Genomic DNA, 21,231 nt, shown 5'->3' on the forward strand with positions numbered 1-21,231 from the left:
ATTAAATACAAAGCCCTTTTAATCGAAGGGCTTTTGTTTTTATACACGGCAAAAGTGTCATTTTTTAGTACTTTTGTTATCTACCAAAAGCAATAGATTATGTTTGGGAATAAGAGTTCAAAAGAAGAAGCTGCGAGAACTGTGACCGGAAGTCCAACTCCACAAGGGGCGCTCAACAGCCTGGTTACAGGCACTGTTGTAGAAGGAAGTGTACAAGCCGAAAGCGACATTCGCGTTGATGGCTATTTAAAAGGTACCTTGATATGCAAAGGAAAGGTTATTATTGGCCCTAAAGGAACCATTGAAGGGGAAATCAAAGCCCAAAATGCAATGATTGAAGGTCGTTTTAAAGGCGTTCTCCATATCGAAGATCTTTTACAGGTGAAAGAAACGGCTTTGGTCGACGGTGAGATCAATACCGACAAACTCGCTGTAAGTCCTGGTGCGAAGTTTAATGTAACTGCTAAAATGCATTCGTCACCTAAAACAAGTCCTTCCAATTCGGTCAATCCGGTGATCAAGCCGGACACTATAAAAATGTAAGTTAGCAGACCGGAAATGAGTCGATACGATCTAAAAGGCAACAAAGTATTGAGGTATTCCGGTTTAGCCACTCAAATTTTTATTTCCATTGCTTTGGCTGCCTGGCTCGGAAAATGGTTAGATCATAAAATGGAATTAACCAAACCTCTGTGGTCTGCAGGCCTCAGTATGCTTATGTTGATTATGCAAATAGTATGGTTGAATTACGACCTCAAAAAACTGGATAAATGAAAGCCGGAAAATTTTATTTATGGCTTGTCATTACTGCTGTTTCCAGTTTTGCAATTAGCAGTATATTAAAAAGACCGGAACATCCCCAAAACATTATGGCTGCCCAAATTATCCTGGTTGTTTTTTTTATTCTATTCACGTTGAGCATGTTTTATATTGCCAGAATCGCCATTCAGTCAACCAATCCTTACCTGTTTACCCGGGTGTTTATGGTTTCCGTATTTTTTAAAATTATACTCTTGTCTCTATTGGTTTTTAGCCTGGTCAAGCTATTGGTTTTGGTTCCGAAACAGTTGGCGGTTCCTTTGGGAGTCAGTTATCTCTTGTTTACGATATATGAAACCTGGGTTTTGATGAAATTGTCGAAAGGAGGGTAAGATGTCCTGGAACATGGGCGATAGCTGGATGAAAAAATAAGCCGGAAGCTGAAAGCCTAAAGCCCGAAGGGACGCAGAGAAGGATGAAGTCCGGAGGGTTTTTTGGTTATGAACTGTATTTGAAAAGAAAATAATTTTCTAAATTATACAATCCCATTTTTCGAGTTAAACCTAAGAAAATGAGCTATTTATATTATTTTTTTGTTTAAGAATTGAAAAATTAAGTTGCTTTTGTTATCTTTGCGCTCCTTAAAATTCAGGCATTTATGGCAAATCACCAGTCGGCATTAAAGAGAATTCGACAAAATATCGTAAGAAGGATAGCAAATCGCTATTTCAAGAAGACAACCCGTACTGCAATCAAGAAGTTGAGAGATATGCAGTCCAAGGCGGAAGCCAGTAAATTCTTACCCAGGGTTGTAAGTATGGTTGATAAACTGGCGAAAAACAATACCTGGCATAAAAACAAGGCTGCAAACATTAAAAGTAGCCTTATGGGACATGTCAGTCATTTAAAATAATGAAATTATTAGCCAATTTGTAAAAAAATCGTGCATTGAACACCAATGCACGATTTTTTTTTAATAAGTTTGATCTTTATTAAATCTGAAATATGACCAGGCAACGAATTAAAGATGCAGCTATACTCTTGTTCAACCAGAATGGGTTTGGCGGTGCTTCCATGCGAGATATAGCTCAGAAAGCAGGAATCGAAGCTGCAAGTATATATAACCATTTTGCGTCCAAGCAGGACTTGCTGCATGGCATCTGTTCTGAAACCCTGAAGCCATTGATACAAGGTCTTCAGGAAAGTATGGCTGCTCAAAAAAATGCGGCTGCTCAGCTGGAAGCCTATCTGAAATATTTTGTATCCTACCAGACGGAGAACTGGTCTGCCATGCAGGCTACTTTTACTGAAGGTCGTCATCTCGAAGGCAATTTTGACAAAGCGTATAAAAAGCAGATCAAATCTTTGGAAGACCTTCTGGCAGATGTCTTGCGTAAAGGTGCGTCTGCAAAAAAACTCAATAGTTTTGATACTGAAATGGCCAGCCAATCGATTTTGGGTGCTTTGCGCTGGAAACATCAGACAGCAGCTAAAGGATCTAAACTCATGGGCGACCAGGCCCAGCATGTTGTGCGTCTGATCCTGGATGGTTTGCATAAAAGATAAAAAATTTTATTGCATTCCCATACTGGTTTTCTCACTCTTGAATCTTTGGCCAAAGCCGGCCGATTTAATCGGTGGATGTATGATTCCATACACCCATGGGTACAATCCCCTGTGCTTGAAATTGGAAGTGGAATCGGCAATATTTCATCCTGCCTGCTCGAAGAACATACGGATGTTAGCCTTTCCGAATTTGACCAGACTTATATAAACACCTTACAAAAAAGATTTCAGGGACATCCTGGCCTCAAAGCCATCATGGAACTGGATTTGGTTCACCCCGATTTTGATACATGGTACCATCCTCTTTTAGGTCGATACAATTCATTGGTTGCAACCAATGTGCTTGAACACATTTGTCAAGATGAGGAAGCCATTGTCAATGCATTGAAATTATTAAAGCCGGGCGGACATTTCGTCATGTTGGTACCTGCTATTCCTGCTTTATACAACCGGCTAGACAGCCACTTGGGGCATTGCAGAAGATATAGAATGAAGGAAATTGTTTCCAAATTTAGGGGCCAGAATGGAAGCATTCAGAGTGTAAGCTATTTTAATAAAACCGGAACTTTGGCCTGGCTGGTCTCCGGCACTTTATTGAATAGTAAATACATTAAACCCTGGCAGGTAAATTTATTCGATAAAATGGTGCCTTTCAGTAAATACCTGGAAACCATACTCCCGTTAAAGTTTGGTCTGTCTATTCTCGTTGTGTTCCGTAAATAATTAACTGTACATTTTAAACCGGGCAATTCCTTTTCTTTGTAAGAAATGTTGAAAACTCACTTTAAGGACTCCCAGACCATAAGTCACACTTCTGCTGAAATTGATGGACGATGCTTCTTCAAAATATTTTGTTGGACAACTGATTTCAGCAATAGCGTATTTTTTATAAATAATCTGAGATAACATTTGGTTATCAAAAACGAAATCATCTGAGTTTAAATTGAATTGAATATTTTCCAAAACGGCTCTGGAAAAAGCTCTGTACCCGGTGTGATATTCTGAAAGTTTGTAATCGACCATCCAATTTTCGAATAGGGTAAGCATCCTGTTAAAAATATATTTATAATAAGGCATACCCCCTTTTAAAGCTCCCTTTCCAAGTATCCGTGAACCTAAAACAACGGGGTAAAGTTCATCGCCAATGAGATTAATCATGCTGGGAATCAGTTTTGGAGTGTATTGGTAATCGGGATGCAACATAATGATGATATCAGCGCCAAGTTCAAGCGCTTTATTGTATAAAGTTTTTTGATTGCCTCCATAGCCTAGATTTTTTTCATGCCGGATGCAATGATGAATGTCCAGTTTTTTTGCAAGCTCGAAAGTTCCATCATGACTGGCATCATCGCATAGAATGAGTTCATCGACAAGATTCATCGGGATTTCCGCCAAAGTCTTTTGAAGAGTCAGCGCTGCATTGTATGCAGGCAGGACTACAACAACTTTTTTTTGATTGTACATGAATAAATTAATTCTGTGGTGTTTCCGGAATGCTGTTTGATTCTGGTTCGGTTTTACCTTGTTCAATCATTCCAAATCTCTTCAGTTGTCTGTACCACTTCAAACATTTTTTCATATCTTTTGCATGCACCCGATATCGGTCGTATTCAGGAATCAGCAATTCGAAATAAGATTTATACTGGGCATCTGCATCTTTTTCTTCAGGCAGTGGAGTGTTATGTTCTGCATCTAAAAACCGCTGATATACTTCCTTCAGGGGAATATTATCCGACAATGTATAAATTCCAATGGATTCCAGCGGTGAAAATTGGTGGGTTCTTGAAGAGAAAAAGTTGGATTTACCGGATTCAAGGTCTTCCAAAATCAGTCCGTTGGATTTCGAAGCTATCATTTTAAATAAGGAACCCGAACCACTTACTGCAACTATATGATCAATTTGTACCATGGTATAAATTTGTAGGTGCAAATATCCTTTTTTTGGATTAATTTGAATGATATTTAATAATTCGATAAGATAGTTTAGCCTTCATATTGAAATAATTGGAAAAATTCACATGGAATTATCTTAAAATTATTCAAATTCACCATTTATCAGGATATTGACCAGTTTAACAAACCGATGTTTCTTGATAATTTCGTTTGGAATTGACGATATTTGCCTCATCATTGCTGACATCGATTCCTAAATTTCAGCAAAGGTTACAATTATGGAATTTGCAATTATTATGGGTCTGATCCTGTTAAACGGGATATTTTCACTTTCTGAAATGGCCCTTGTATCATCCCGGCGATTCAAACTCGAGCAAGCAAAAAAGAAGGGAATACCTGGCGCACAGGCAGCCCTTGCACTCTCGGATAATCCAACGCGGTTTCTTTCAACAGTACAGATCGGAATAACTTTAATAGGGATATTATTGGGTGTGTACAGCGGTGAAAATCTGACCCGGGATGTTGCTGAATTTATTGCAGGCATTCCTGTTTTCCAGCCCTATGCTTATCAGATTTCGATAGGACTCATCGTTATTCTCGTGACGTATCTTTCTATTGTTTTCGGAGAATTGCTTCCCAAGAGAATTGGAATGGCTTATCCTGAAACGCTTGCTGTCTTTTTTGCGAAGCCCATGGGAATTGTAGCCAGTATTACTGCGCCATTTGTCTGGTTGCTTGCTGCTTCGAATGATTTGATACTAAATTTGTTTGGGATCAAAAAAACCAGCGACAGTAAAGTATCCGAAGAGGAAATAAAATCCATCATCAAGGAAAGTGCACAGGGAGGTGAAATACAGGATATCGAGCAAAATATTGTTGAACGGGTTTTTGAATTGGGAGACCGGAAAGTAAATACTTTATTTACGCACCGCAGCGATATGGTTTATTTCGACTCTCGGGACGATTGGGAAACTGTAAAGTCAAAAATAAATGAAGAAAAACACTCCGCATATCCCGTATGCGATGATAATGACATTGACAACATTGTCGGTATTGTTTTGTTGAAGGATTTATTTTTACCTTCATCGGATAAGAAATTTGATCTGCGCGATTACCTGAAAGAACCTCTTTATTTCAACGAAAATATGTATGCCTATAAAATATTAGAGTTCTTTAAACAAAAGCAAATGCATTATGGGATCGTTGTAGATGAATACGGCGCTACGATGGGAATTGTAACTATGGATGATGTTGTTGATGCATTGGTTGGCGATGTGACCGAACTGGACCAGGAGGAATATCAGATCATTGCCCGCGATGAAAAAAGCTGGTTGGTTGATGGCCAATATTCAGTAATCGATTTTATTAAATATTTTGGACTGGAACTCGAAGATAATTTTTTGGATCAATACACAACCGTTGCTGGTCTAATTATTCATCTCAGTGGAACCTTGCCTAAAGTTGGAGATAAATTTGTCATCGAACCATACGAAATGGAAGTTATTGATAAAGACGGACAGCGGGTAGATAAAATACTGGTGACGAGGAAATAGATTTCAGTTTTCAGTTTTCAGTTCTCAGTTAGCGGTTGTTAGTTTGCAGATGTTAGTTGTTCGTTGTTGGGTGAAAATATTTTTGATTTCAGGGATCAATTCTCTTTTAATCGAACTTTACCAAAAGCCCAAAAGCCCAAAAGCCCAAAAGCCTACAAGCCTAAAAGCCTACATGCCTAAAAGCCACCTTTCTCTCAGCCCCTTATTTTTCAATTCTGATCCTGGCATCAACAGCAATCAATCGCGCACCATTGCCTTTGAGGGGGTTTACATCCAATTCTGCAATTTCGGGCGCTAGATGGACCAACGACGCTACCCTTTTAATGACGTCTGCAAAAACATGTTCATTCACTCCGGGTCTGTTCCTGTAACCTTTAATTATTTTGTAAGCCTTTAAAGAATGTATCATTTCATGAGCTTCTTCATCGTTTAGTGGAGCAAGTCCATTCGCTACATCATTGATCACTTCAAGGAAAATACCACCAAGGCCGCATAGAACGAGATGCCCAAACTGACCTTGTCTGACTGCTCCACAAAATAATTCTTCGCCGTCAATCATTTCCTGAAGCTGAACAGCAATTACCTCCCTTTTCGATAATAACTTTTCGTATCCGGCAGCCAATTGTTCTTTTGATTGTAGATTTAACAGGACTCCTCCGGATTCTGTTTTATGGACTGGGCCTACGGCTTTGAGAACCATGGGGTAATTCATTTTTTCTGAAGCTGCAAGCAAAGTTTCCAGGCTGTAACATACTATGGTTTCGACCATTTGAATCCCTGCGGCCATGAGTAATTCCCTGGTTTGCAGAGGATCCAGATATCCATTGTCCAGTTGTGAAACCAGACTTCTGATCGTTGCCGTTTCCATAGGAACCAGATGAGTCATACCAAAGGTAGGTTGGGGACTGAAATAAGCAAAAGGTAATGCTTTTCCAAGGGTTACTTCATCCGGAAAATTCACATGATGTTTTGATAAAAATTCTTCAATTTCAGATTTTGCATTGATCAAGGATGGTAAAACGGGATAGATGGGCTTATTGCATCCTTCAATTTTTTGATGGATACGCATGTAAACGTCACTAACACTTGTTAGTAGTCCCGGACTTCCAAAGACGACGATCATCCCATCAACTTCCTTTTCATTTTCACAATAATCGATAATTGCCGAAAGTTGTTCGCCTGTTCCGGTTGCTAAAAAATCTATGGGATTGGATACGGAGGATCCCGGATTCAATTTGGAGAGCAACTTTTGTGTATCTTCATTGGCCAGCCTAGGTACTTTTAATCCGCCGGATGTGAGTGTGTCGGTAAGCATGACGGCACTCCCTCCCGCATGTGTAATGATAGCCAGATTTGGTCCATTCAGATGTTTTGTTTGAAAAATACAACCGAGATATATCAACTCATCCCTGCTGCTGCAATAAACGACTCCTGATTTTTTGAATAACGCTCTTATCAAAATGTCTGAAGTTGCCAGCGCTCCGGTATGCGATGATGCGGCCCTTTGGCCTGCCTCGGAGTAACCCGATTTAATGGCAGCTATTTTACAACCCTTTCTCACCAAAGATGCAGCATGTTTCATGAATTTGAATGGATTGTTGATGCTTTCCAGGTAGAGCAATTTTATGGGCGGACTATCATCCTGATGATTCTGGTCCATGTGCTCCAACAAATCTTCAGCGCTGGTTTGTCCGCCGTTGCCAATGGAGTATATATTTGAAAAACGCAACCCGGCAGCCATGCCGGCTTCCATGATAAAGACTGCGGTGGCCCCCGAGCTCGAAATCAATTCACATCCACGAGGATCAAATTCCGGAACCGGTAGTGTAAAAACAGCTTTGTAATAATTATTGATGACGCCAATGCAATTGGGACCAATCATGGTTCCACCGGCTTCATCTACAGCCTTTGCGATTTGAGCTTCTAAAGCTTTTCCCTCGGAATCACTTTCTGCAAATCCAGCAGAAAAAATGATAAAAGCTTTTGTGCCCTTGTTCAGAAGCTGGGTAACCACATGCAAACAATTGTTAGCCGGGATTGAAATAATCGCCAGGTCTACCGGAGGTAATTGTTCTACCTGTTGAATGTGTTCGACACCTGCTATATGGATCGGGTGCTTGTTGACCCCATATAGCTTTCCTTTAAAATGGCCATTTATTAAGTTGGCAATGACCTTTCCTCCTGGTTTTACAGTATTTTCAGATGCACCAATGACGGCAATACTTCTGGGTTCAAGGAGCTGTTTGATGATCATAGATGTTCAAATCTTGCCTGAAAAAAACGCAAATATTTTGGTTCGTAAACCATTTTAAGACCTTTTACCTTCTTCCTTCTCTCAAAAACAGCTGCAGCAGATTCGGCAACGACATCCATGTGGGCCTGGGTATAAACTCTTCTGGGGATGGTAAACCTAACCAGTTCGAGTTTTGGGAAATATTGTTCACCGTTTGCTTTTCTTCCGGCAGATACTATACCTCGTTCCATAGTTCTCACGCCGGAGTCCATATAAATTTCTGCTGCCAGAGCCTGTGCCGGAAAATTGGACTGTGGAATGTGTGGCAGAAACGCTTTCGCATCGACAAAGATCCCATGACCTCCAATTGGTAATACAATTGGAATTCCATAGCCTTGCATTTTTTCTCCTAAATACAGCACTTGACCGATTCTTGCTTTCTGGTGATTATCATCCAGACTTTCCTGAATTCCTACTGCCATAGCTTCCATATCGCGACCGGCGAGACCACCATAGGTGTGTAAGCCTTCGTATACCACAACGAGGTTTCTCGCTTCTTCAAAAACATGGGGGTCGTTGGTGGCCAAAAACCCACCAATATTTACCAGTGCATCTTTTTTTGCACTCATCGTGGCTCCATCCGTGTATGAACAAATTTCTTTGACGATTTCCCGGATCGTTTTTTGCTGATAGCCTTTTTCTCTTTGTTGAATGAAGTATGCATTTTCTGCTACGCGAGTCATGTCGTGAATAATGGAAATTCCATGTTTTCGACAATATTTTCTGAGGGCTTTCAGATTTTCCATGCTGAATGGCTGACCTCCGGCCATATTCACATTAGAGGCCAGTGTGATGTATGCAATCTTTTCAGGTCCGTGTTTTTTTACCAACTCATCGAGTTTCTGAAGATCCACATTTCCTTTGAATGGGTGCAAACTTTCAGGATCATGTGCTTCATCAATGATCACATCCACAAACTTCCCACCAGCCAATTCCTGATGGACGCGGGTTGTTGTGAAATACATATTGCCAGGGACATATTGCCCTTTTTTGATCATGATCTGCGATAAAATATTTTCTGCACCACGTCCCTGGTGCGTCGGTATGATGTATTTATAGCCGTAGTATTTTTGAATAGCTGCTTCCAGTTTGTAGTAACTTTTACTTCCGGCATAAGCTTCATCCCCAAGCATGAATGCACTCCATTGACGGTCGCTCATGGAATTGGTCCCGCTATCGGTAAGAAGATCAATGTAAACATCCTCTGAGGGCAATAAAAAAGTATTGAAACCCGCTTTTCGTATAGACTTAATTCGTTCAGCTTTGGTGGTGGTTTTCAACAACTCCACCATTTTCATTTTATATGGTTCGGCCCATGATTTATGGTCCCTCTTTATTCTTTTCATGAAAGTAGTTTTACGATAACGATTTAAATCTTGCAGTAAAATGCCTGAGAAACGGAGGTTCATATATGATTTCATAACCTCGGTCCAATTCTGTCAATTCAAGTATATGATCGAACACTTCAAGTACGTAATCTATATGACTTTGTGTATAAACTCTTCGCGGAATGGCAAGTCGAACCAATTCCTGTGTCGCGGGAATTAACATTCCAAAATCATCGTATTTTCCAAACATCACACTACCCACTTCCACACTCCGTATTCCTCCGATCTTGTACAATTCACAGGATAACACCAGACCGGGATATTCTGCAATAGGAATTTTTGGAAATAGTTTTTTAGCATCGATATATACGGCATGTCCTCCAATTGGCCAGATCACCGGAATTCCTTTTGCTCTCAGGTGTTCGCCCAAATAAGTGGTACTGCGAATTCTATAGTGTAAATAATCGGGATCAAAAACTTCTTCAAGACCCACAGCCATTGCTTCCATATCGCGTCCTGACAATCCTCCGTAAGTTGCAAAACCCTCAGAGATGATCAATTGGTTTACACATTTTCTGCTAAGCGATTCATCTTTAAGACTGAGCAATCCACCCATGTTGACCATTCCATCTTTCTTCGCACTCATGATGAAGGCATCTCCAAGTTGCAACATTTGTTGGGCAATTTCCTTATAGCTCTTTTCGCCATATCCATCTTCCCGATGTTTTATAAAATAGCTGTTTTCTGCAATCCGGCAACCGTCAATCACCATCATGATCTGGTACTGATCGCAGATTTTTCTCACAGCCATTGCATTTTCCATGCTGACAGGTTGTCCGCCGGATGAATTATTAGTTACCGTGAGAATGACTGCTGCAATTTTGTCCGGTGAGTGGAATAGTATTTGTTGTTCCAGTTTTTCCAGATCAATATTTCCTTTGAAAGGCAAATACAGATCGTTATTCAGAGAATTTTCAGGCATCAGGTCAAACGCCTGTGCGCCTGTAAATTCGATATTTGCACGCGTGGTATCGAAATGGGTATTGCTTAAGAATACTTTTTCAGGACCACCAATAAGGCTATAAAGTATTCGTTCGGCGGCTCTTCCCTGATGTGTAGGAAGAATATAGGGCATTCCAGTGAGCGTTCTGACAACTTGTTCAAGTTTGATCCAACTTTTAGCTCCTGCATAGCTTTCATCGCCAATCATCATTCCGGCCCACTGATTTTGGCTCATTGCACCGGTACCGCTATCGGTCAGCAGATCGATGAAAACGTCTTCTGAATTTAACAGGAATGGATTGTAACCAGCTTTTTCAAGAAGATCCAACCTGCTTTCCCGTGAGGTCATTTTTATAGGCTCCACCATTTTAATGCGGAAAGGCTCGGCAAGTGTTTTTATAAAAGGGTCTTTCATATTATGGATATTTTGAAACGGGAATTCAAATATTTTATACCGTGGATTTTGAGCGCGAAAGTAGAGAAGCTAATTATTGTATGGATTGATAAATGTTGTTGTTCCAGATGACATTGGTCAACGGTGTATCAAGAAGTCTGAATTAATTAGAATAAATTATATCCCGGTGGTTGGAAGCTGAATATGAATCCCAATCTCTGCAATGGAATTGAAAATATACTATATTGTTAATTGTCAATATATAATTTCCAATATATTGCAATAGAAAAGTGATTTACAAGAATACTAAACAAAGCTTATTGCTTATCAATTTAACATTCAGCCTAAACATAAAATAAATGCCATTTTACTCGAAGCATATTACGATGGAGTAAAAAGATACAACGGGAATATTTTAATTGACAAGATGTCGAACATTTATCTGGCATCATGTCCTCGCACACAAGATTAGCAGACATGCTTGCGATATGACTGAAGAATGCACCTAATCAAATGGACGAAATGTATTATGAATTTTAATTCTTTGGCAATATTTTCATGCGAGACTCATCTTCTCATTTCATCATGGATATATGAATCAAACAAAAAGAAAGAAAATGTTTAATTTTTGTTTTCTTTCCATCTATGATTTCCAGCTTTTAAAATTTCTCGACCCCAAATTGGTAATTCACTTTTTATCCTCTCTACAAGCTCTTCACAAGCCATGATAGCTTCTTTGCGGTGGGAAGAGGAAGTAAAGACAAATAAGCAAATTTGACCTGCGAGTACATGACCCAGGCTATGATAAATATGCATGCAGTGTAAGGGATATTTTAAAAACAGCTCCTCCCGGATCTGATGAGCTAATTCCAGAGCCATTTCTTTATAACAGCTGTATTCAATCGATTGGACCTCCGCTCCATCTTTTACATCAGCCCTGACTTGACCCAGAAAAATGCTATGTCCGCCAATCTCAGTCATAGAACTGTGTTTGCTGATGGAAGCTGAAATAAAATCAGGACTAATGGGCCCTTCAACAAAAATGTTTTTATATTTTTTTTCCATGGATGGTTTATTTTATTGGACTATTAGAATCTTGAATGCCTCCATGAATGGAATAAATATGTTTGTCAGGATATCGTGATTTTAATTTTGTTGCTGCTTTATAACTTCTGACTCCTGTCTGGCAAAATAAAAATATAGTGTCGGCTTGCAACATTCTGGAATTTACCTGATCGATATGATCCAGTGGAATTTGTAAACAGTTTAAGGTCTCTGAAGATGGCAGTTCTTTTGCATCTCTGACGTCGATCAGAATTGCATTATTTTCACTCTTATAGGCACTTAAGGCGTCCGCCCAGTTCAATGTTTCAACACCGGCACAACTTGTGATGTAGTCGGTACATTCAAATTCTTCAATCGTTTTGGGTCTGTTCAATTCAGCGGATGGATGTTCGGTTAATTCTAATTCGTAAAATCTTGTATCCGCTAAATTGTAATAGAGCAATTTGTTTGCAAATGGAGTTCCCAGCCCAGATAAAATTTTTATAGCTTCTGCCGCCTGCAGTGTTCCCATGATGCCAGGTAATACGCCCAATACACCCAGTTCGTTGCAATTAGGAATTTGGTTTGCATCAGGGGCGATTGGAAACAGATCGCGGATATGGATATTTCTTTGCGAATACTTTTTGAAATTCAATACTGAAAACTGTCCTTCATTCTGAAAAATAGAGGCAAAAATATAGGGTTTGTTTAAGAGAACACATGCATCGCTGATCATGTATCGCGTTGGGAAATTATCTGTCCCATCGATCACTAAATGGTAATTCGAAATGATCTCAATAGCATTTGAAGGCTGAATGTATTCATTATGGATATTGAAATGGATATCCTGATATTTTTCATGAATTCTGCCTGCAGCTGTAATCGCTTTATGTGCTCCAATGTCCTGACTTCCAAAAAGGATTTGCCTGTTGAGATTAGACAGACTTACCAGATCTCCGTCTGCTATTCCAATCGTGCCTACTCCCGCAGCAGCAAGGTAAAGCAAAGCAGGACAGCCAAGTCCGCCTGCACCTGCAACCAAAACCCGGGCTTCTTTCAGTTTTCTCTGACCAGAGGGACCAAAACCTTTGAGTATTTCCTGCCTTTCAAACCGATTCATTCTGATCTATTAACCGCCAGAAAATGGTGGCAACAAAGCTAGTTCACAGCTTTCTGGTAAAATTATATTTTCATGTGCCAGTTTTCGATTCACTGCAATAGCATAGGGAGTTTCTTTGAGTTTGGGATACCCAGATTCCAGCCAGGCTTTAAATGATTGCAAATCTGTAAACGGATCTGTTTCCATGTCAGTCGCTCCAAGAGTTTCAGCAACAATACCAAATGCTTTGATCTTTAATTTATTCATTGCCATTTAATCTTGCAATGTATAACATCTGAAGGACTATTGATGTTGTAAAATTCCAAGGGGTCTTCCAAAATAAATTCTTGCATATCGATTGTAAGGTGCGGTTGAGATTCGATAAAAGTAGTCATTTTTAACTTGTCTTCATGAATGCATTCTTGCAACCGATTCAGGACGGAGACAGGATAAATGGCAAGTAATGGATTCATCCTTTGTTCGATAAGAGCCACGCTAATCATTTGACCGGTTATGCTTTTAATTAATTTTTGAATGGCATTTGTACTCACAAACGGACTGTCGCAGCTTAATAAAACCAGATGTGATGACCTGCAGTTTTGAAGTGAAGTAAGCAAACCACCCATTGGACCTTTATCTGCAATAGAATCTTTGAACACACGAAAGCCAAAGATTTGATATTTTTCATTTGGAGTCACGATGTGTATAGGAAATCCAAAAGAAGAGAGGGTATCCAGCAAGTAACAGATCATGGGTTTAGACCCCAGGGGGATCAATCCCTTATCACTTCCCATCCGCAAACTTTTGCCGCCTGCGAGTATTCCAAATTCAACTGAAGGGTTCACTGTTTGAATTATAATTTTATTTATTTATATTCATGCAGATGATCTGGGTAAAAATCCAGGTATCAAGATTTGCATTTATAAAGTAAATGGTCTTCTATTAATCCTGTTTTAAATTATTCAAAATATGCTTTTACGAGATCCCCTTTTTCAACAATATCAACATCTTCTTCCAGCACAACAAAGGCATTACATTGATTAAATGGAAGGAGATTAAATGACTCTTGTCCTTCCAGGATTGCAACCTGGTTTTCTTCAATTTTAGCTTTGAGAATATGACTTAAGCCAGATTTTTTTTTCCAGGAGTTCTTTGCCGGCAAGAATACATATTTATTAAACATATGGGGATCCCCGCTCAGACCCGAAATGCATGGTTTGATATATTGGTTCAGACATGCCAGGACAGATGCCGGATTTCCAGGGAGTCCAAATATCCAGCGATGCTCTTTGATACCGCAATAAATCGGTTTTCCGGGTTTTTGTTTGACTTTATGAAAAAGTTTGATAACTCCTATTTCTTCAAGAACTTCCGGCACAAAATCATAAGCTCCTGCCGAAACTCCTCCGGTAATGATGAGCAAATCACTTTTTTGAAGTGAATTATCTAGTATGTCTCTAAGGATTTTTTTTTCATCCTTGGCCGCAAGGGTGTTCTGGATTTTTATCCCGCATTGCAATAGAAAAGCATGTATTGCCGGTCCGTTAGAATTGTATATGTTGTCATCACTTAAAGTGGATCCCAAGTCTTGTAGTTCACTTCCGGTAATGATACAGTCTACCACGGGTTGCCTGTAAACTTCTATATGTTTTATTCCACAAGAAGCAAGTAAAGCGATAAGGCCATGACCCACCCGGGTACCTTTTTTAGCAATACAATCTCCCTTTGAATTTTGGGATGCTTTGTTCCGCACATGCATTCCTTTGAAAACTACATCCGGATCAAATTGAATGACTCCTCCGGATGCAGACACCTGTTCTACGGCAATTACCGTATCTGCATGTTCAGGCAATGGTGCACCTGTAAAAATTTGAGCGGTCTCCCCTTTATTAAGTGCGATTTTTAAATGAGAACCCGCAGCAATGGATCCAACAATTTTATACGATTTTAAAGATGCGTCATAGCAAAATGCATACCCATCCATTGCAGAATTATCAAAAGAAGGTACGTCGATCTCAGCGTATACATCTTGTGCAAGAAATTTTCCAACCGCCTCAATAAGCAAGCAGTTTTCAGAGGATAAAGGCCGCATGTGAAACTGAATAATGCTTTGAGCCTGACACAGTGATATCATAAGGTAAAGTTAGTTGATTGAGGAGATATTATTCCTGAAATTCACAATGAACCTCGTGAAATGAAGCCTGTTGCCGTTAGGCAGGTTTGAATGTGATTCAATTATGCTAATTTTGCAAAACGGAGGCTTAACAGAGCCTGTTAATTTTACAAAACATGCTTAATTACATCATCAACTCAATCAGACGTAAAATTGCGAGAAGAATAACGAGACAATATCCAACATCCATACGAGAATTTTACATTCCGGAAATTGGAAAATTTCATTTTGCAAATTGGGATAATCCATTAGTAAGTCCGAAAAAAATAACAGAAAATCAAATCAGGTTTTTCGGAAAATTTTTAAAAAAGGGAGATGTAGCTGTTGATATTGGTGCAAACATCGGAGCAACAACCTTGCCCATGTCGTTTGTTGTAGGGAAAGAAGGTGCTGTGATAGCTTTTGACCCCAATCCATTTGTATTTAAGGTGCTGGCACAAAATGTAAATTTAAATCCGGGCCTGTGCAATATCCGGGCATTCAATTATGCAATTACAGATTCGGAGGGTGAATTTTATTACAATTCTTCGGAAGCTTCATTCAACAATGGTGGTATTTCATCTTCGAAAACAAACAGGCATGGCAATTACAGTTTGGATCATAAAGTAAGGGGAGTTCAGCTTAGCCATTTTTTAAATACTTTGGATCCCGGTTTTCTTCCTAAATTGAAGCTGGTTAAGATTGATACGGAAGGATATGATAAAGAAATTATCAAATCCATTTCCGAAATTTTAAAAGTCTATAAACCGGTTGTTATTAGCGAATGTTTTGGAAAGTCGGAAATTCATGACCGCCATGAACATTTTAAGTTGCTGCATGATTTGGGTTATTCGCTTTTTTATTTTTCTGATTTTGATCATGAGGCTGAAATTATACCCATACAGAACATGGAAGCTATGATGAACTGGAAGCATTTTGATTTCTATGCCATTCCAAAATCGGGGGACTGATTTAAAAGAATTGTAAAAAAAGTAAATCTTTGTTTCAAATCTGAATTTTCAGGCATCCTTCTCAATGCATTTACATCCATTTTGATTCAAGTTCTATAAACTTCAAACAATCAGGGACCTTATAATTCTTATATAGGCAGCAATAAGATGATTGAATTATTTAAATTCAATTTAAAAAGACATAAAAAGAAAACCAGCCTCACAATATTTCATGAAAAACATCCAATGACCTGATCTTTCCGAAATTTTCAATATGCAGTTGAAAATAAATTACCAAAGCCTGTATCATTTGACGACGTTGTTGGCTGTTGTGAAACAAAGTATGAGATGGCAAACCTGAAAGTAAACCTGAAAAAATTTTACTTGATTCATTCGACAAATGGTATAAGGTCTCACTGCTTGCCGATGAAAATACTCCATTCGCAAGGTCAAAACAAGAAAACTCATCGGAATAGTTATTTTGAGGTTGAAAACCGAGATAGCTCATCAGGTTTATCATAAAGCATATATGGAAATTGGGATCGAACGGTTCTTTTTGATCCAAATCTACAAATGCATTTTTAATAAATAAGAATAGCGAACTATTCTGTTGATGAGATCTGATGCATTTTCTGCAAACTTCCAACAGAAACATTCCAATCGCCGATCTCCTGATATCAAAAGGTAAATTCTGATAGATTATGGTGCGGCTGACTTCTTTAATCCTGTGCAGATCTTTATCCTCCCTGTAGTAGGCAACCAGGTCAATGATATTCATGAGTTGCAGGGTAGAGGCTAATTTTTGATTGGATTTACTAAATACTCCATTTGAAATGAAGCTTTGTAATCCAGCCTCTTCCGTGTAGATATCAAGGATCAGGCTGCTTTCTTTAAAGCGTGTCTGACGAAATATAATGCCGGTTGTTTTAATCACCAGATGAACTTGGATTTACAATGGAAATGACTGCATCAACCTGTAATACTAAGGATCTTGATTTCGACTCTTTGGTTGAGTTTGCGTCCATCAACAGTTGAATTGGATGCGACCGGATTTTTCCGGCCATAGCCTTTGCACATAATCCTGATCGGATCGATCCCATTTTCAACCAGGTATTCTTTAACTGCTTCTGCCCGCTCTAAAGATAATCGCTCACAAAATTTTTCAGAGCAACGGTTGTTGGTATGCCCACCAATTTCGATTTTGACTTTTTTATTTTTATGTAAATATTCCAACAACTCGTCAAGTACTTCAAAAGATTCTTGTTTGATTGTTGCGGAATCCGTCTCAAAATACAATTTTTCGATTTTAAAGACCTGGCCTACTGCCATTTTATTGTCCAGATATTTGAGAATTCTTTGTTTGGGTTTGGAAGAATTTGTCGGTGTACTTGTTTGAGTTTTAGGCTTTACATTCTCTTTTACTTTGCTACTTCCATTTGCCGTTTTTTGGCTTTCTTTTTTGTAAGCGGCATATGCAACGGCATCAGATGGACAAGGAATTACAGAAAGGTGAGAAGCATTGTCGAGCAGGATATTACCATTGTAAGGAAAAAGAACCGGAGTTTTATAGAAAGCTTCTAATTCAAAATACCACATATCCTGTTTGACTTCTATTTCAAACTCGTATTTTTTCCAATCGGTGTTGTGAATCAAAGGTGACTCAGCCAGCAATTGTTTTTGATGGCAATATGCATCGCCGCCCCAAATCCTAAGCAAAATGGGTTGTGTAAATTCTTTAAGTTTATCGGGTTCATTTCTGTTGGATGCACTCAGGTAATTGTCGGATCTGCATAAATAAATACTGAAACTATAACAGTGATCTTTTTTTAGAGGCTTCAATAATCTTTGCGCGACGCGTTCATACGTGTCGTTTTCGCGAACGACCATACCCAAATAAGTATTTCCGGCAAAGGCCGTTTTCGTTACATTAAAAAAGGGGCGGTTGGAATCATCTAAAGCTGGCTGGACATCTGGTGGTGTTTCGCCTTTAAATCCGCAATCCTGCCATCCCGCCGGGGGTTTACAACAATCGGGAATGTCTTCAAAAGAACCATTTTGAAGGAAAATGTCCTGCGGCTGTTGTGCAAACAAGAACCCACATAAAAACCAACATACAATCGTTGTAAAAAATCTCTGATCGGGATTGAAGTTGGGGATAATTTTGGATCGGTAATTTTCTTCTGAATTCAATTAAGAATGGTTTTCTGTTAAACGTTTTAGATCATTGAAAGTTATTAAGAAAAACTTAATTGTTGTCTGTTTTTATTACATTCCAAAGGCATTGATCCCGGTGACATCCATGCCCGTGATCAGTAAATGAATATCGTGGGTCCCTTCATAAGTCAGTACAGTCTCCAGATTCATCATATGCCGCATAATCGGATATTCATTGGTGATGCCCATACCTCCCAATATTTGTCTGGCTTCTCTGGCAATGACCAGGGCTGTATGCACATTGTTTCGCTTGGCCATGGAAATTTGGGCCGGACTTGCTTTTCCCTGATTGGCCAGGGTGCCCAGTCTCCAAACCAATAATTGTGCTTTTGTAATTTCAGTAATCATTTCAGCCAACTTCTTTTGGGTGAGCTGAAAGGCTCCAATGGGCTTCCCAAATTGAATTCTTTCTTTCGAATATCTCAAAGCCACGTCGTAACAATCCAATGCAGCTCCCAGAGATCCCCAGGCAATTCCATAACGGGCTTTCGACAAGCACGACAAGGGTCCTTTCAGACCTTTTACGTTTGGAAAAACATGGGATTTTGGTACCCGGACATCTTCAAAGATCAGTTCACCCGTGATGGATGCCCGCAATGACCATTTTCCGTGTATTTCTGGCGCAGAATAGCCTTTCCACCCCTTTTCTACAATCATTCCCAGAATGTCGCCGTTTTCGTCTTTGGCCCAAACGACGGCAATGTCGGCCACCGGAGAGTTGGTAATCCACATCTTGGCGCCATTTAAAATATAGGAATCGCCATCGTCTTTGACATTGCTGATCATACCTCCTGGATTGGAACCAAAATCAGGTTCAGTTAAGCCAAAACACCCAATAAATTCTCCAGATCCCAGTTTAGGAAGGTATTTTCTTTTTTGTTCTTCCGACCCAAACCGATATATAGGGTACATGACCAGCGAACCTTGAACAGAAGCCATTGACCTGATTCCGGAGTCACCTCTTTCCAATTCCTGCATAATCACTCCATAAGCAATTTCATCCATTCCTCCTCCGCCATACTCAACCGGCAAACTGGGGCCAAAGGCTCCAATCTCTGCGAGTCCCTTAAACAGGTGTTTAGGGCATTCGGCTTTTTCAGAATACTCTTCTATGATGGGGCTTACTTCTGATTTTACCCAGGCTCTGACGGCATCCCGGGCCAGCAGATGCTCCTGCTGAAGCAGTTCATCTAATCCATAATAATCGTGTCCTTCATAACGGTCTATACCAGAACTCATCTCTTTTTACCAATTTTGCGCAAAGTTAATAGCCGCTCCAAGCGAAGCCTAAAACGGCTTGTTAATAATCATGGAAGATACGAATTTAATGAAAATCAGTCTGAGTAAACTTAGGTTTTTCGGACAATATGGCCTGTACGAGGTTGAAAAGAAATGGCTTGGCGAACTGGAATTGGATCTGGAAGTACTCATACCTGCCCCTCATTACATGCCCATGAAATTGGCAGATACGGTTGATTATCAATACATCTACGATCTGGCGGCTCAGGTATTTTCCAAAAAGGAAGAGCTTATTGAAAATCTGGCTTATGAATTACTTGCTTTGCTCAAAATCCAAATTCCTCAGGCCATTGCACTAAAAATTCAGGTTTACAAAAAGCCGATCCTGAAGGGGCCAAATGCTGCCGTTTCGGTTTGCTTTTCCTGGAATTCCAGGCAATCCGGAGATGGTTTCGAATAATCAATTGCAGTTAGCGAGACTCGATAAGGAGAACTGCATTAAATATACGAAGGTTAAAGTTGCGATACTTTGATTCAATTTACTGTGAAAAACCCCTATTTTTATTTAAGTTTTTGTTATTGAAGCCTTTATTTGTAATCAAATCAAGGGGATTTCTTTCTTTTGTTGTGAAATAACTTAATTATTGCCTATGAAAAATTTATGTACACTTTTATTACTGATTTTTATCTCTGGCCTGAATGCACAGATTATTTATACTGAAAACGATGGTCCTAAAATTGGAACCAAAGTAAAGGAAGAATATCTCGAAGATATCACTGGATACGACCTTCAGGATTTTATAAAAACAGGGGGAAACCAAGACTGGGAGATCAGCGGTTCCACTATTTCAGACGATCCTTATGAATACATTTCTGTGAACGACCTACCATTCAGAAGCATGTTTCCAGGTTGTAACATGGCCGAACAGATAGTGCCTAATACTGACAGCAGTTATTCCATGTACCAGACTACCACCAATGGACTTTATTTGGTGGGTTCTTATGCTCCGGGTACAGCCATTGTTTTTAGTCAGCCTTTATTGCTGGTAAAGTATCCATTGATGTTTGGCGATACGTATCAAAATGACGTAACGGCCACCTTTGATGCCGGCGGATTTCCCGCACAGCTGGAAATGAAAACCAATACTGTTGTGGATGCATGGGGGACTATGAAAACTAAAAAAGGTAGCTTCCCCTGTATCAGAGTTAAAAATGTGCAGTTGCTGGAATTTTTTGTGGCTGGTTTTCCCTTTGGGAGCCAGACCTTCACCAGTCATTCATGGGTCGCTAAAACTTATGCTCAACCGGTGGCCAGCTTGTCTTTTATCGAAATTGAAGACAATAATGGAATTTCCAGCGATACTTCCATATCCATCTTGGATGAACAGGAAATTGTAGCAAACGAAGATGTTTTAAAAGAAACACTGTCTTTGAAAATCAGCCCCAATCCGGTCACAGATATCCTGTATGTAGCTGTACCCGAAACAAAATACAATGAAGCGGTATACTCCATTATTGACGCTCAGGGAAAAGCCTTAATCCAGGGAAAAGCAAAACAAGGTGAAGAAATTGTAATTAATGTACAGCAGCTGATACCCGGGAATTACCTGGTTCAACTTGTTTTAGATCAAAAGACATCTTTATTCGATATTCTGACTAAACCCTAAACAAATTTTTACTTCTATTGCAAGACCATAAAGTTGAACTGCTTTATGGTCTTGTTTTGTAAAAGGATTTAATTTCAA

The 21,231-nt window shown here is 39.4% G+C and carries 23 protein-coding genes; 10 read left to right on the forward strand and 13 right to left on the reverse strand.

Annotated features, from left to right (window positions below):
* The first annotated feature begins 99 nt into the window (after positions 1-99).
* The 6 genes from IPM34_03295 to IPM34_03320 all read left to right on the forward strand — a co-directional run bounded on the left by IPM34_03295 (position 100) and on the right by IPM34_03320 (position 3,048).
* Positions 100-543, forward strand: a complete 444-nt coding sequence (locus IPM34_03295; protein ID MBK8954568.1) for a polymer-forming cytoskeletal protein — start codon at positions 100-102, stop codon at positions 541-543.
* 15 nt (positions 544-558) lie between these two features.
* Positions 559-774, forward strand: coding sequence for an AtpZ/AtpI family protein (locus IPM34_03300; GenBank protein ID MBK8954569.1), 216 nt, complete (start codon positions 559-561; stop codon positions 772-774).
* The gene (locus tag IPM34_03305) at positions 771-1,151 is read left to right on the forward strand and encodes a hypothetical protein (protein MBK8954570.1); all 381 of its coding nucleotides are present in this window, start codon (positions 771-773) and stop codon (positions 1,149-1,151) included. Before IPM34_03300 ends, IPM34_03305 begins: the two co-directional genes overlap by 4 nt.
* 266 nt (positions 1,152-1,417) lie before the next feature.
* A complete protein-coding gene (locus IPM34_03310) occupies positions 1,418-1,672 on the forward strand; it encodes a 30S ribosomal protein S20 (protein MBK8954571.1) in 255 nt (84 codons plus the stop codon).
* 92 nt (positions 1,673-1,764) lie between these two features.
* Positions 1,765-2,325, forward strand: coding sequence for a TetR/AcrR family transcriptional regulator (locus IPM34_03315; protein ID MBK8954572.1), 561 nt, complete (start codon positions 1,765-1,767; stop codon positions 2,323-2,325).
* A 9-nt stretch (positions 2,326-2,334) separates the two neighbouring features.
* Entirely contained in the window at positions 2,335-3,048 is a 714-nt protein-coding gene (locus tag IPM34_03320; GenBank protein MBK8954573.1) for a class I SAM-dependent methyltransferase, read from the forward strand.
* Here IPM34_03320 and IPM34_03325 read toward each other — a convergent pair whose 3' ends face one another.
* On the reverse strand, positions 3,049-3,789 hold the full coding sequence (locus IPM34_03325) for a glycosyltransferase family 2 protein (GenBank protein MBK8954574.1): 741 nt from the start codon (positions 3,787-3,789) through the stop codon (positions 3,049-3,051). It lies immediately after the preceding gene.
* Positions 3,790-3,796: 7 nt separating this feature from the next.
* Positions 3,797-4,234, reverse strand: a complete 438-nt coding sequence (locus IPM34_03330; protein MBK8954575.1) for a DUF5606 domain-containing protein — start codon at positions 4,232-4,234, stop codon at positions 3,797-3,799.
* 262 nt (positions 4,235-4,496) lie between these two features.
* On the opposite strand from IPM34_03330, the gene IPM34_03335 reads away from it, so the two are divergent.
* Positions 4,497-5,771 (forward strand): HlyC/CorC family transporter, encoded by a 1,275-nt coding sequence (locus IPM34_03335; protein MBK8954576.1) that lies wholly within the window; start codon positions 4,497-4,499, stop codon positions 5,769-5,771.
* A gap of 202 nt (positions 5,772-5,973) precedes the next feature.
* Here IPM34_03335 and IPM34_03340 read toward each other — a convergent pair whose 3' ends face one another.
* The 8 genes from IPM34_03340 to IPM34_03375 form a co-directional block, all read right to left on the reverse strand.
* Positions 5,974-8,025, reverse strand: a complete 2,052-nt coding sequence (locus tag IPM34_03340; GenBank protein ID MBK8954577.1) for an acetate--CoA ligase family protein — start codon at positions 8,023-8,025, stop codon at positions 5,974-5,976.
* Positions 8,022-9,410 (reverse strand): tyrosine phenol-lyase, encoded by a 1,389-nt coding sequence (locus tag IPM34_03345; GenBank protein MBK8954578.1) that lies wholly within the window; start codon positions 9,408-9,410, stop codon positions 8,022-8,024. Before IPM34_03345 ends, IPM34_03340 begins: the two co-directional genes overlap by 4 nt.
* 10 nt (positions 9,411-9,420) lie before the next feature.
* Entirely contained in the window at positions 9,421-10,809 is a 1,389-nt protein-coding gene (locus IPM34_03350) for a tryptophanase (protein MBK8954579.1), read from the reverse strand.
* Positions 10,810-11,409: 600 nt separating this feature from the next.
* The gene (locus IPM34_03355; protein ID MBK8954580.1) at positions 11,410-11,853 is read right to left on the reverse strand and encodes a molybdenum cofactor biosynthesis protein MoaE; all 444 of its coding nucleotides are present in this window, start codon (positions 11,851-11,853) and stop codon (positions 11,410-11,412) included.
* A 7-nt stretch (positions 11,854-11,860) separates the two neighbouring features.
* A complete protein-coding gene (locus IPM34_03360) occupies positions 11,861-12,952 on the reverse strand; it encodes a HesA/MoeB/ThiF family protein (protein MBK8954581.1) in 1,092 nt (363 codons plus the stop codon).
* Positions 12,953-12,961: 9 nt separating this feature from the next.
* On the reverse strand, positions 12,962-13,198 hold the full coding sequence (locus IPM34_03365) for a MoaD/ThiS family protein (protein ID MBK8954582.1): 237 nt from the start codon (positions 13,196-13,198) through the stop codon (positions 12,962-12,964).
* Positions 13,195-13,776: a molybdenum cofactor guanylyltransferase gene (locus IPM34_03370; GenBank protein ID MBK8954583.1), complete on the reverse strand. Its 582-nt coding sequence runs from the start codon at positions 13,774-13,776 to the stop codon at positions 13,195-13,197. The genes IPM34_03365 and IPM34_03370 overlap by 4 nt, the downstream gene beginning before the upstream one ends.
* 113 nt (positions 13,777-13,889) lie before the next feature.
* Complete coding sequence (locus tag IPM34_03375) at positions 13,890-15,023, reverse strand: molybdopterin molybdotransferase MoeA (protein MBK8954584.1); 1,134 nt, start codon at positions 15,021-15,023, stop codon at positions 13,890-13,892.
* Between the two features lie 197 nt (positions 15,024-15,220).
* Between IPM34_03375 and IPM34_03380 the strand changes: the two genes are divergently transcribed.
* Complete coding sequence (locus IPM34_03380; protein MBK8954585.1) at positions 15,221-16,054, forward strand: FkbM family methyltransferase; 834 nt, start codon at positions 15,221-15,223, stop codon at positions 16,052-16,054.
* A gap of 199 nt (positions 16,055-16,253) precedes the next feature.
* On the opposite strand, the gene recO is transcribed toward IPM34_03380, so the two are convergent.
* From recO to IPM34_03395, 3 genes are all read right to left on the reverse strand, one after another.
* Positions 16,254-16,967, reverse strand: a complete 714-nt coding sequence (gene recO, locus IPM34_03385) for a DNA repair protein RecO (protein MBK8954586.1) — start codon at positions 16,965-16,967, stop codon at positions 16,254-16,256.
* A gap of 35 nt (positions 16,968-17,002) precedes the next feature.
* On the reverse strand, positions 17,003-18,223 hold the full coding sequence (locus IPM34_03390) for an OmpA family protein (GenBank protein ID MBK8954587.1): 1,221 nt from the start codon (positions 18,221-18,223) through the stop codon (positions 17,003-17,005).
* Between the two features lie 75 nt (positions 18,224-18,298).
* The gene (locus IPM34_03395; protein MBK8954588.1) at positions 18,299-19,486 is read right to left on the reverse strand and encodes an acyl-CoA dehydrogenase family protein; all 1,188 of its coding nucleotides are present in this window, start codon (positions 19,484-19,486) and stop codon (positions 18,299-18,301) included.
* A 70-nt stretch (positions 19,487-19,556) separates the two neighbouring features.
* On the opposite strand from IPM34_03395, the gene IPM34_03400 reads away from it, so the two are divergent.
* Together IPM34_03400 and IPM34_03405 are read left to right on the forward strand one after the other, a co-directional pair.
* Complete coding sequence (locus IPM34_03400) at positions 19,557-19,946, forward strand: dihydroneopterin aldolase (GenBank protein MBK8954589.1); 390 nt, start codon at positions 19,557-19,559, stop codon at positions 19,944-19,946.
* A gap of 190 nt (positions 19,947-20,136) precedes the next feature.
* Complete coding sequence (locus IPM34_03405) at positions 20,137-21,153, forward strand: T9SS type A sorting domain-containing protein (protein MBK8954590.1); 1,017 nt, start codon at positions 20,137-20,139, stop codon at positions 21,151-21,153.
* The last annotated feature ends 78 nt before the right edge of the window (positions 21,154-21,231 follow it).

The sequence above is a fragment of the Saprospiraceae bacterium genome, from assembly GCA_016716185.1.
Classification (GTDB): domain Bacteria; phylum Bacteroidota; class Bacteroidia; order Chitinophagales; family Saprospiraceae; genus Vicinibacter.

Excerpts from the sequence above, each read along its gene's own strand:
- IPM34_03295 (MBK8954568.1), top strand. The coding sequence starts at position 100 with ATGTTTGGGAATAAGAGTTCAAAAGAAGAAGCTGCGAGAACTGTGACC.
- IPM34_03300 (MBK8954569.1), top strand. The coding sequence starts at position 559 with ATGAGTCGATACGATCTAAAAGGCAACAAAGTATTGAGGTATTCCGGT.
- IPM34_03305 (MBK8954570.1), top strand. The coding sequence starts at position 771 with ATGAAAGCCGGAAAATTTTATTTATGGCTTGTCATTACTGCTGTTTCC.
- IPM34_03310 (MBK8954571.1), top strand. The coding sequence starts at position 1,418 with ATGGCAAATCACCAGTCGGCATTAAAGAGAATTCGACAAAATATCGTA.
- IPM34_03315 (MBK8954572.1), top strand. The coding sequence starts at position 1,765 with ATGACCAGGCAACGAATTAAAGATGCAGCTATACTCTTGTTCAACCAG.
- IPM34_03325 (MBK8954574.1), bottom strand. The coding sequence starts at position 3,789 with ATGTACAATCAAAAAAAAGTTGTTGTAGTCCTGCCTGCATACAATGCA.
- IPM34_03330 (MBK8954575.1), bottom strand. The coding sequence starts at position 4,234 with ATGGTACAAATTGATCATATAGTTGCAGTAAGTGGTTCGGGTTCCTTA.
- IPM34_03335 (MBK8954576.1), top strand. The coding sequence starts at position 4,497 with ATGGAATTTGCAATTATTATGGGTCTGATCCTGTTAAACGGGATATTT.
- IPM34_03340 (MBK8954577.1), bottom strand. The coding sequence starts at position 8,025 with ATGATCATCAAACAGCTCCTTGAACCCAGAAGTATTGCCGTCATTGGT.
- IPM34_03345 (MBK8954578.1), bottom strand. The coding sequence starts at position 9,410 with ATGAAAAGAATAAAGAGGGACCATAAATCATGGGCCGAACCATATAAA.
- IPM34_03350 (MBK8954579.1), bottom strand. The coding sequence starts at position 10,809 with ATGAAAGACCCTTTTATAAAAACACTTGCCGAGCCTTTCCGCATTAAA.
- IPM34_03355 (MBK8954580.1), bottom strand. The coding sequence starts at position 11,853 with ATGGAAAAAAAATATAAAAACATTTTTGTTGAAGGGCCCATTAGTCCT.
- IPM34_03360 (MBK8954581.1), bottom strand. The coding sequence starts at position 12,952 with ATGAATCGGTTTGAAAGGCAGGAAATACTCAAAGGTTTTGGTCCCTCT.
- IPM34_03365 (MBK8954582.1), bottom strand. The coding sequence starts at position 13,198 with ATGAATAAATTAAAGATCAAAGCATTTGGTATTGTTGCTGAAACTCTT.
- IPM34_03375 (MBK8954584.1), bottom strand. The coding sequence starts at position 15,023 with ATGCGGCCTTTATCCTCTGAAAACTGCTTGCTTATTGAGGCGGTTGGA.
- IPM34_03380 (MBK8954585.1), top strand. The coding sequence starts at position 15,221 with ATGCTTAATTACATCATCAACTCAATCAGACGTAAAATTGCGAGAAGA.
- IPM34_03395 (MBK8954588.1), bottom strand. The coding sequence starts at position 19,486 with ATGAGTTCTGGTATAGACCGTTATGAAGGACACGATTATTATGGATTA.
- IPM34_03400 (MBK8954589.1), top strand. The coding sequence starts at position 19,557 with ATGGAAGATACGAATTTAATGAAAATCAGTCTGAGTAAACTTAGGTTT.
- IPM34_03405 (MBK8954590.1), top strand. The coding sequence starts at position 20,137 with ATGAAAAATTTATGTACACTTTTATTACTGATTTTTATCTCTGGCCTG.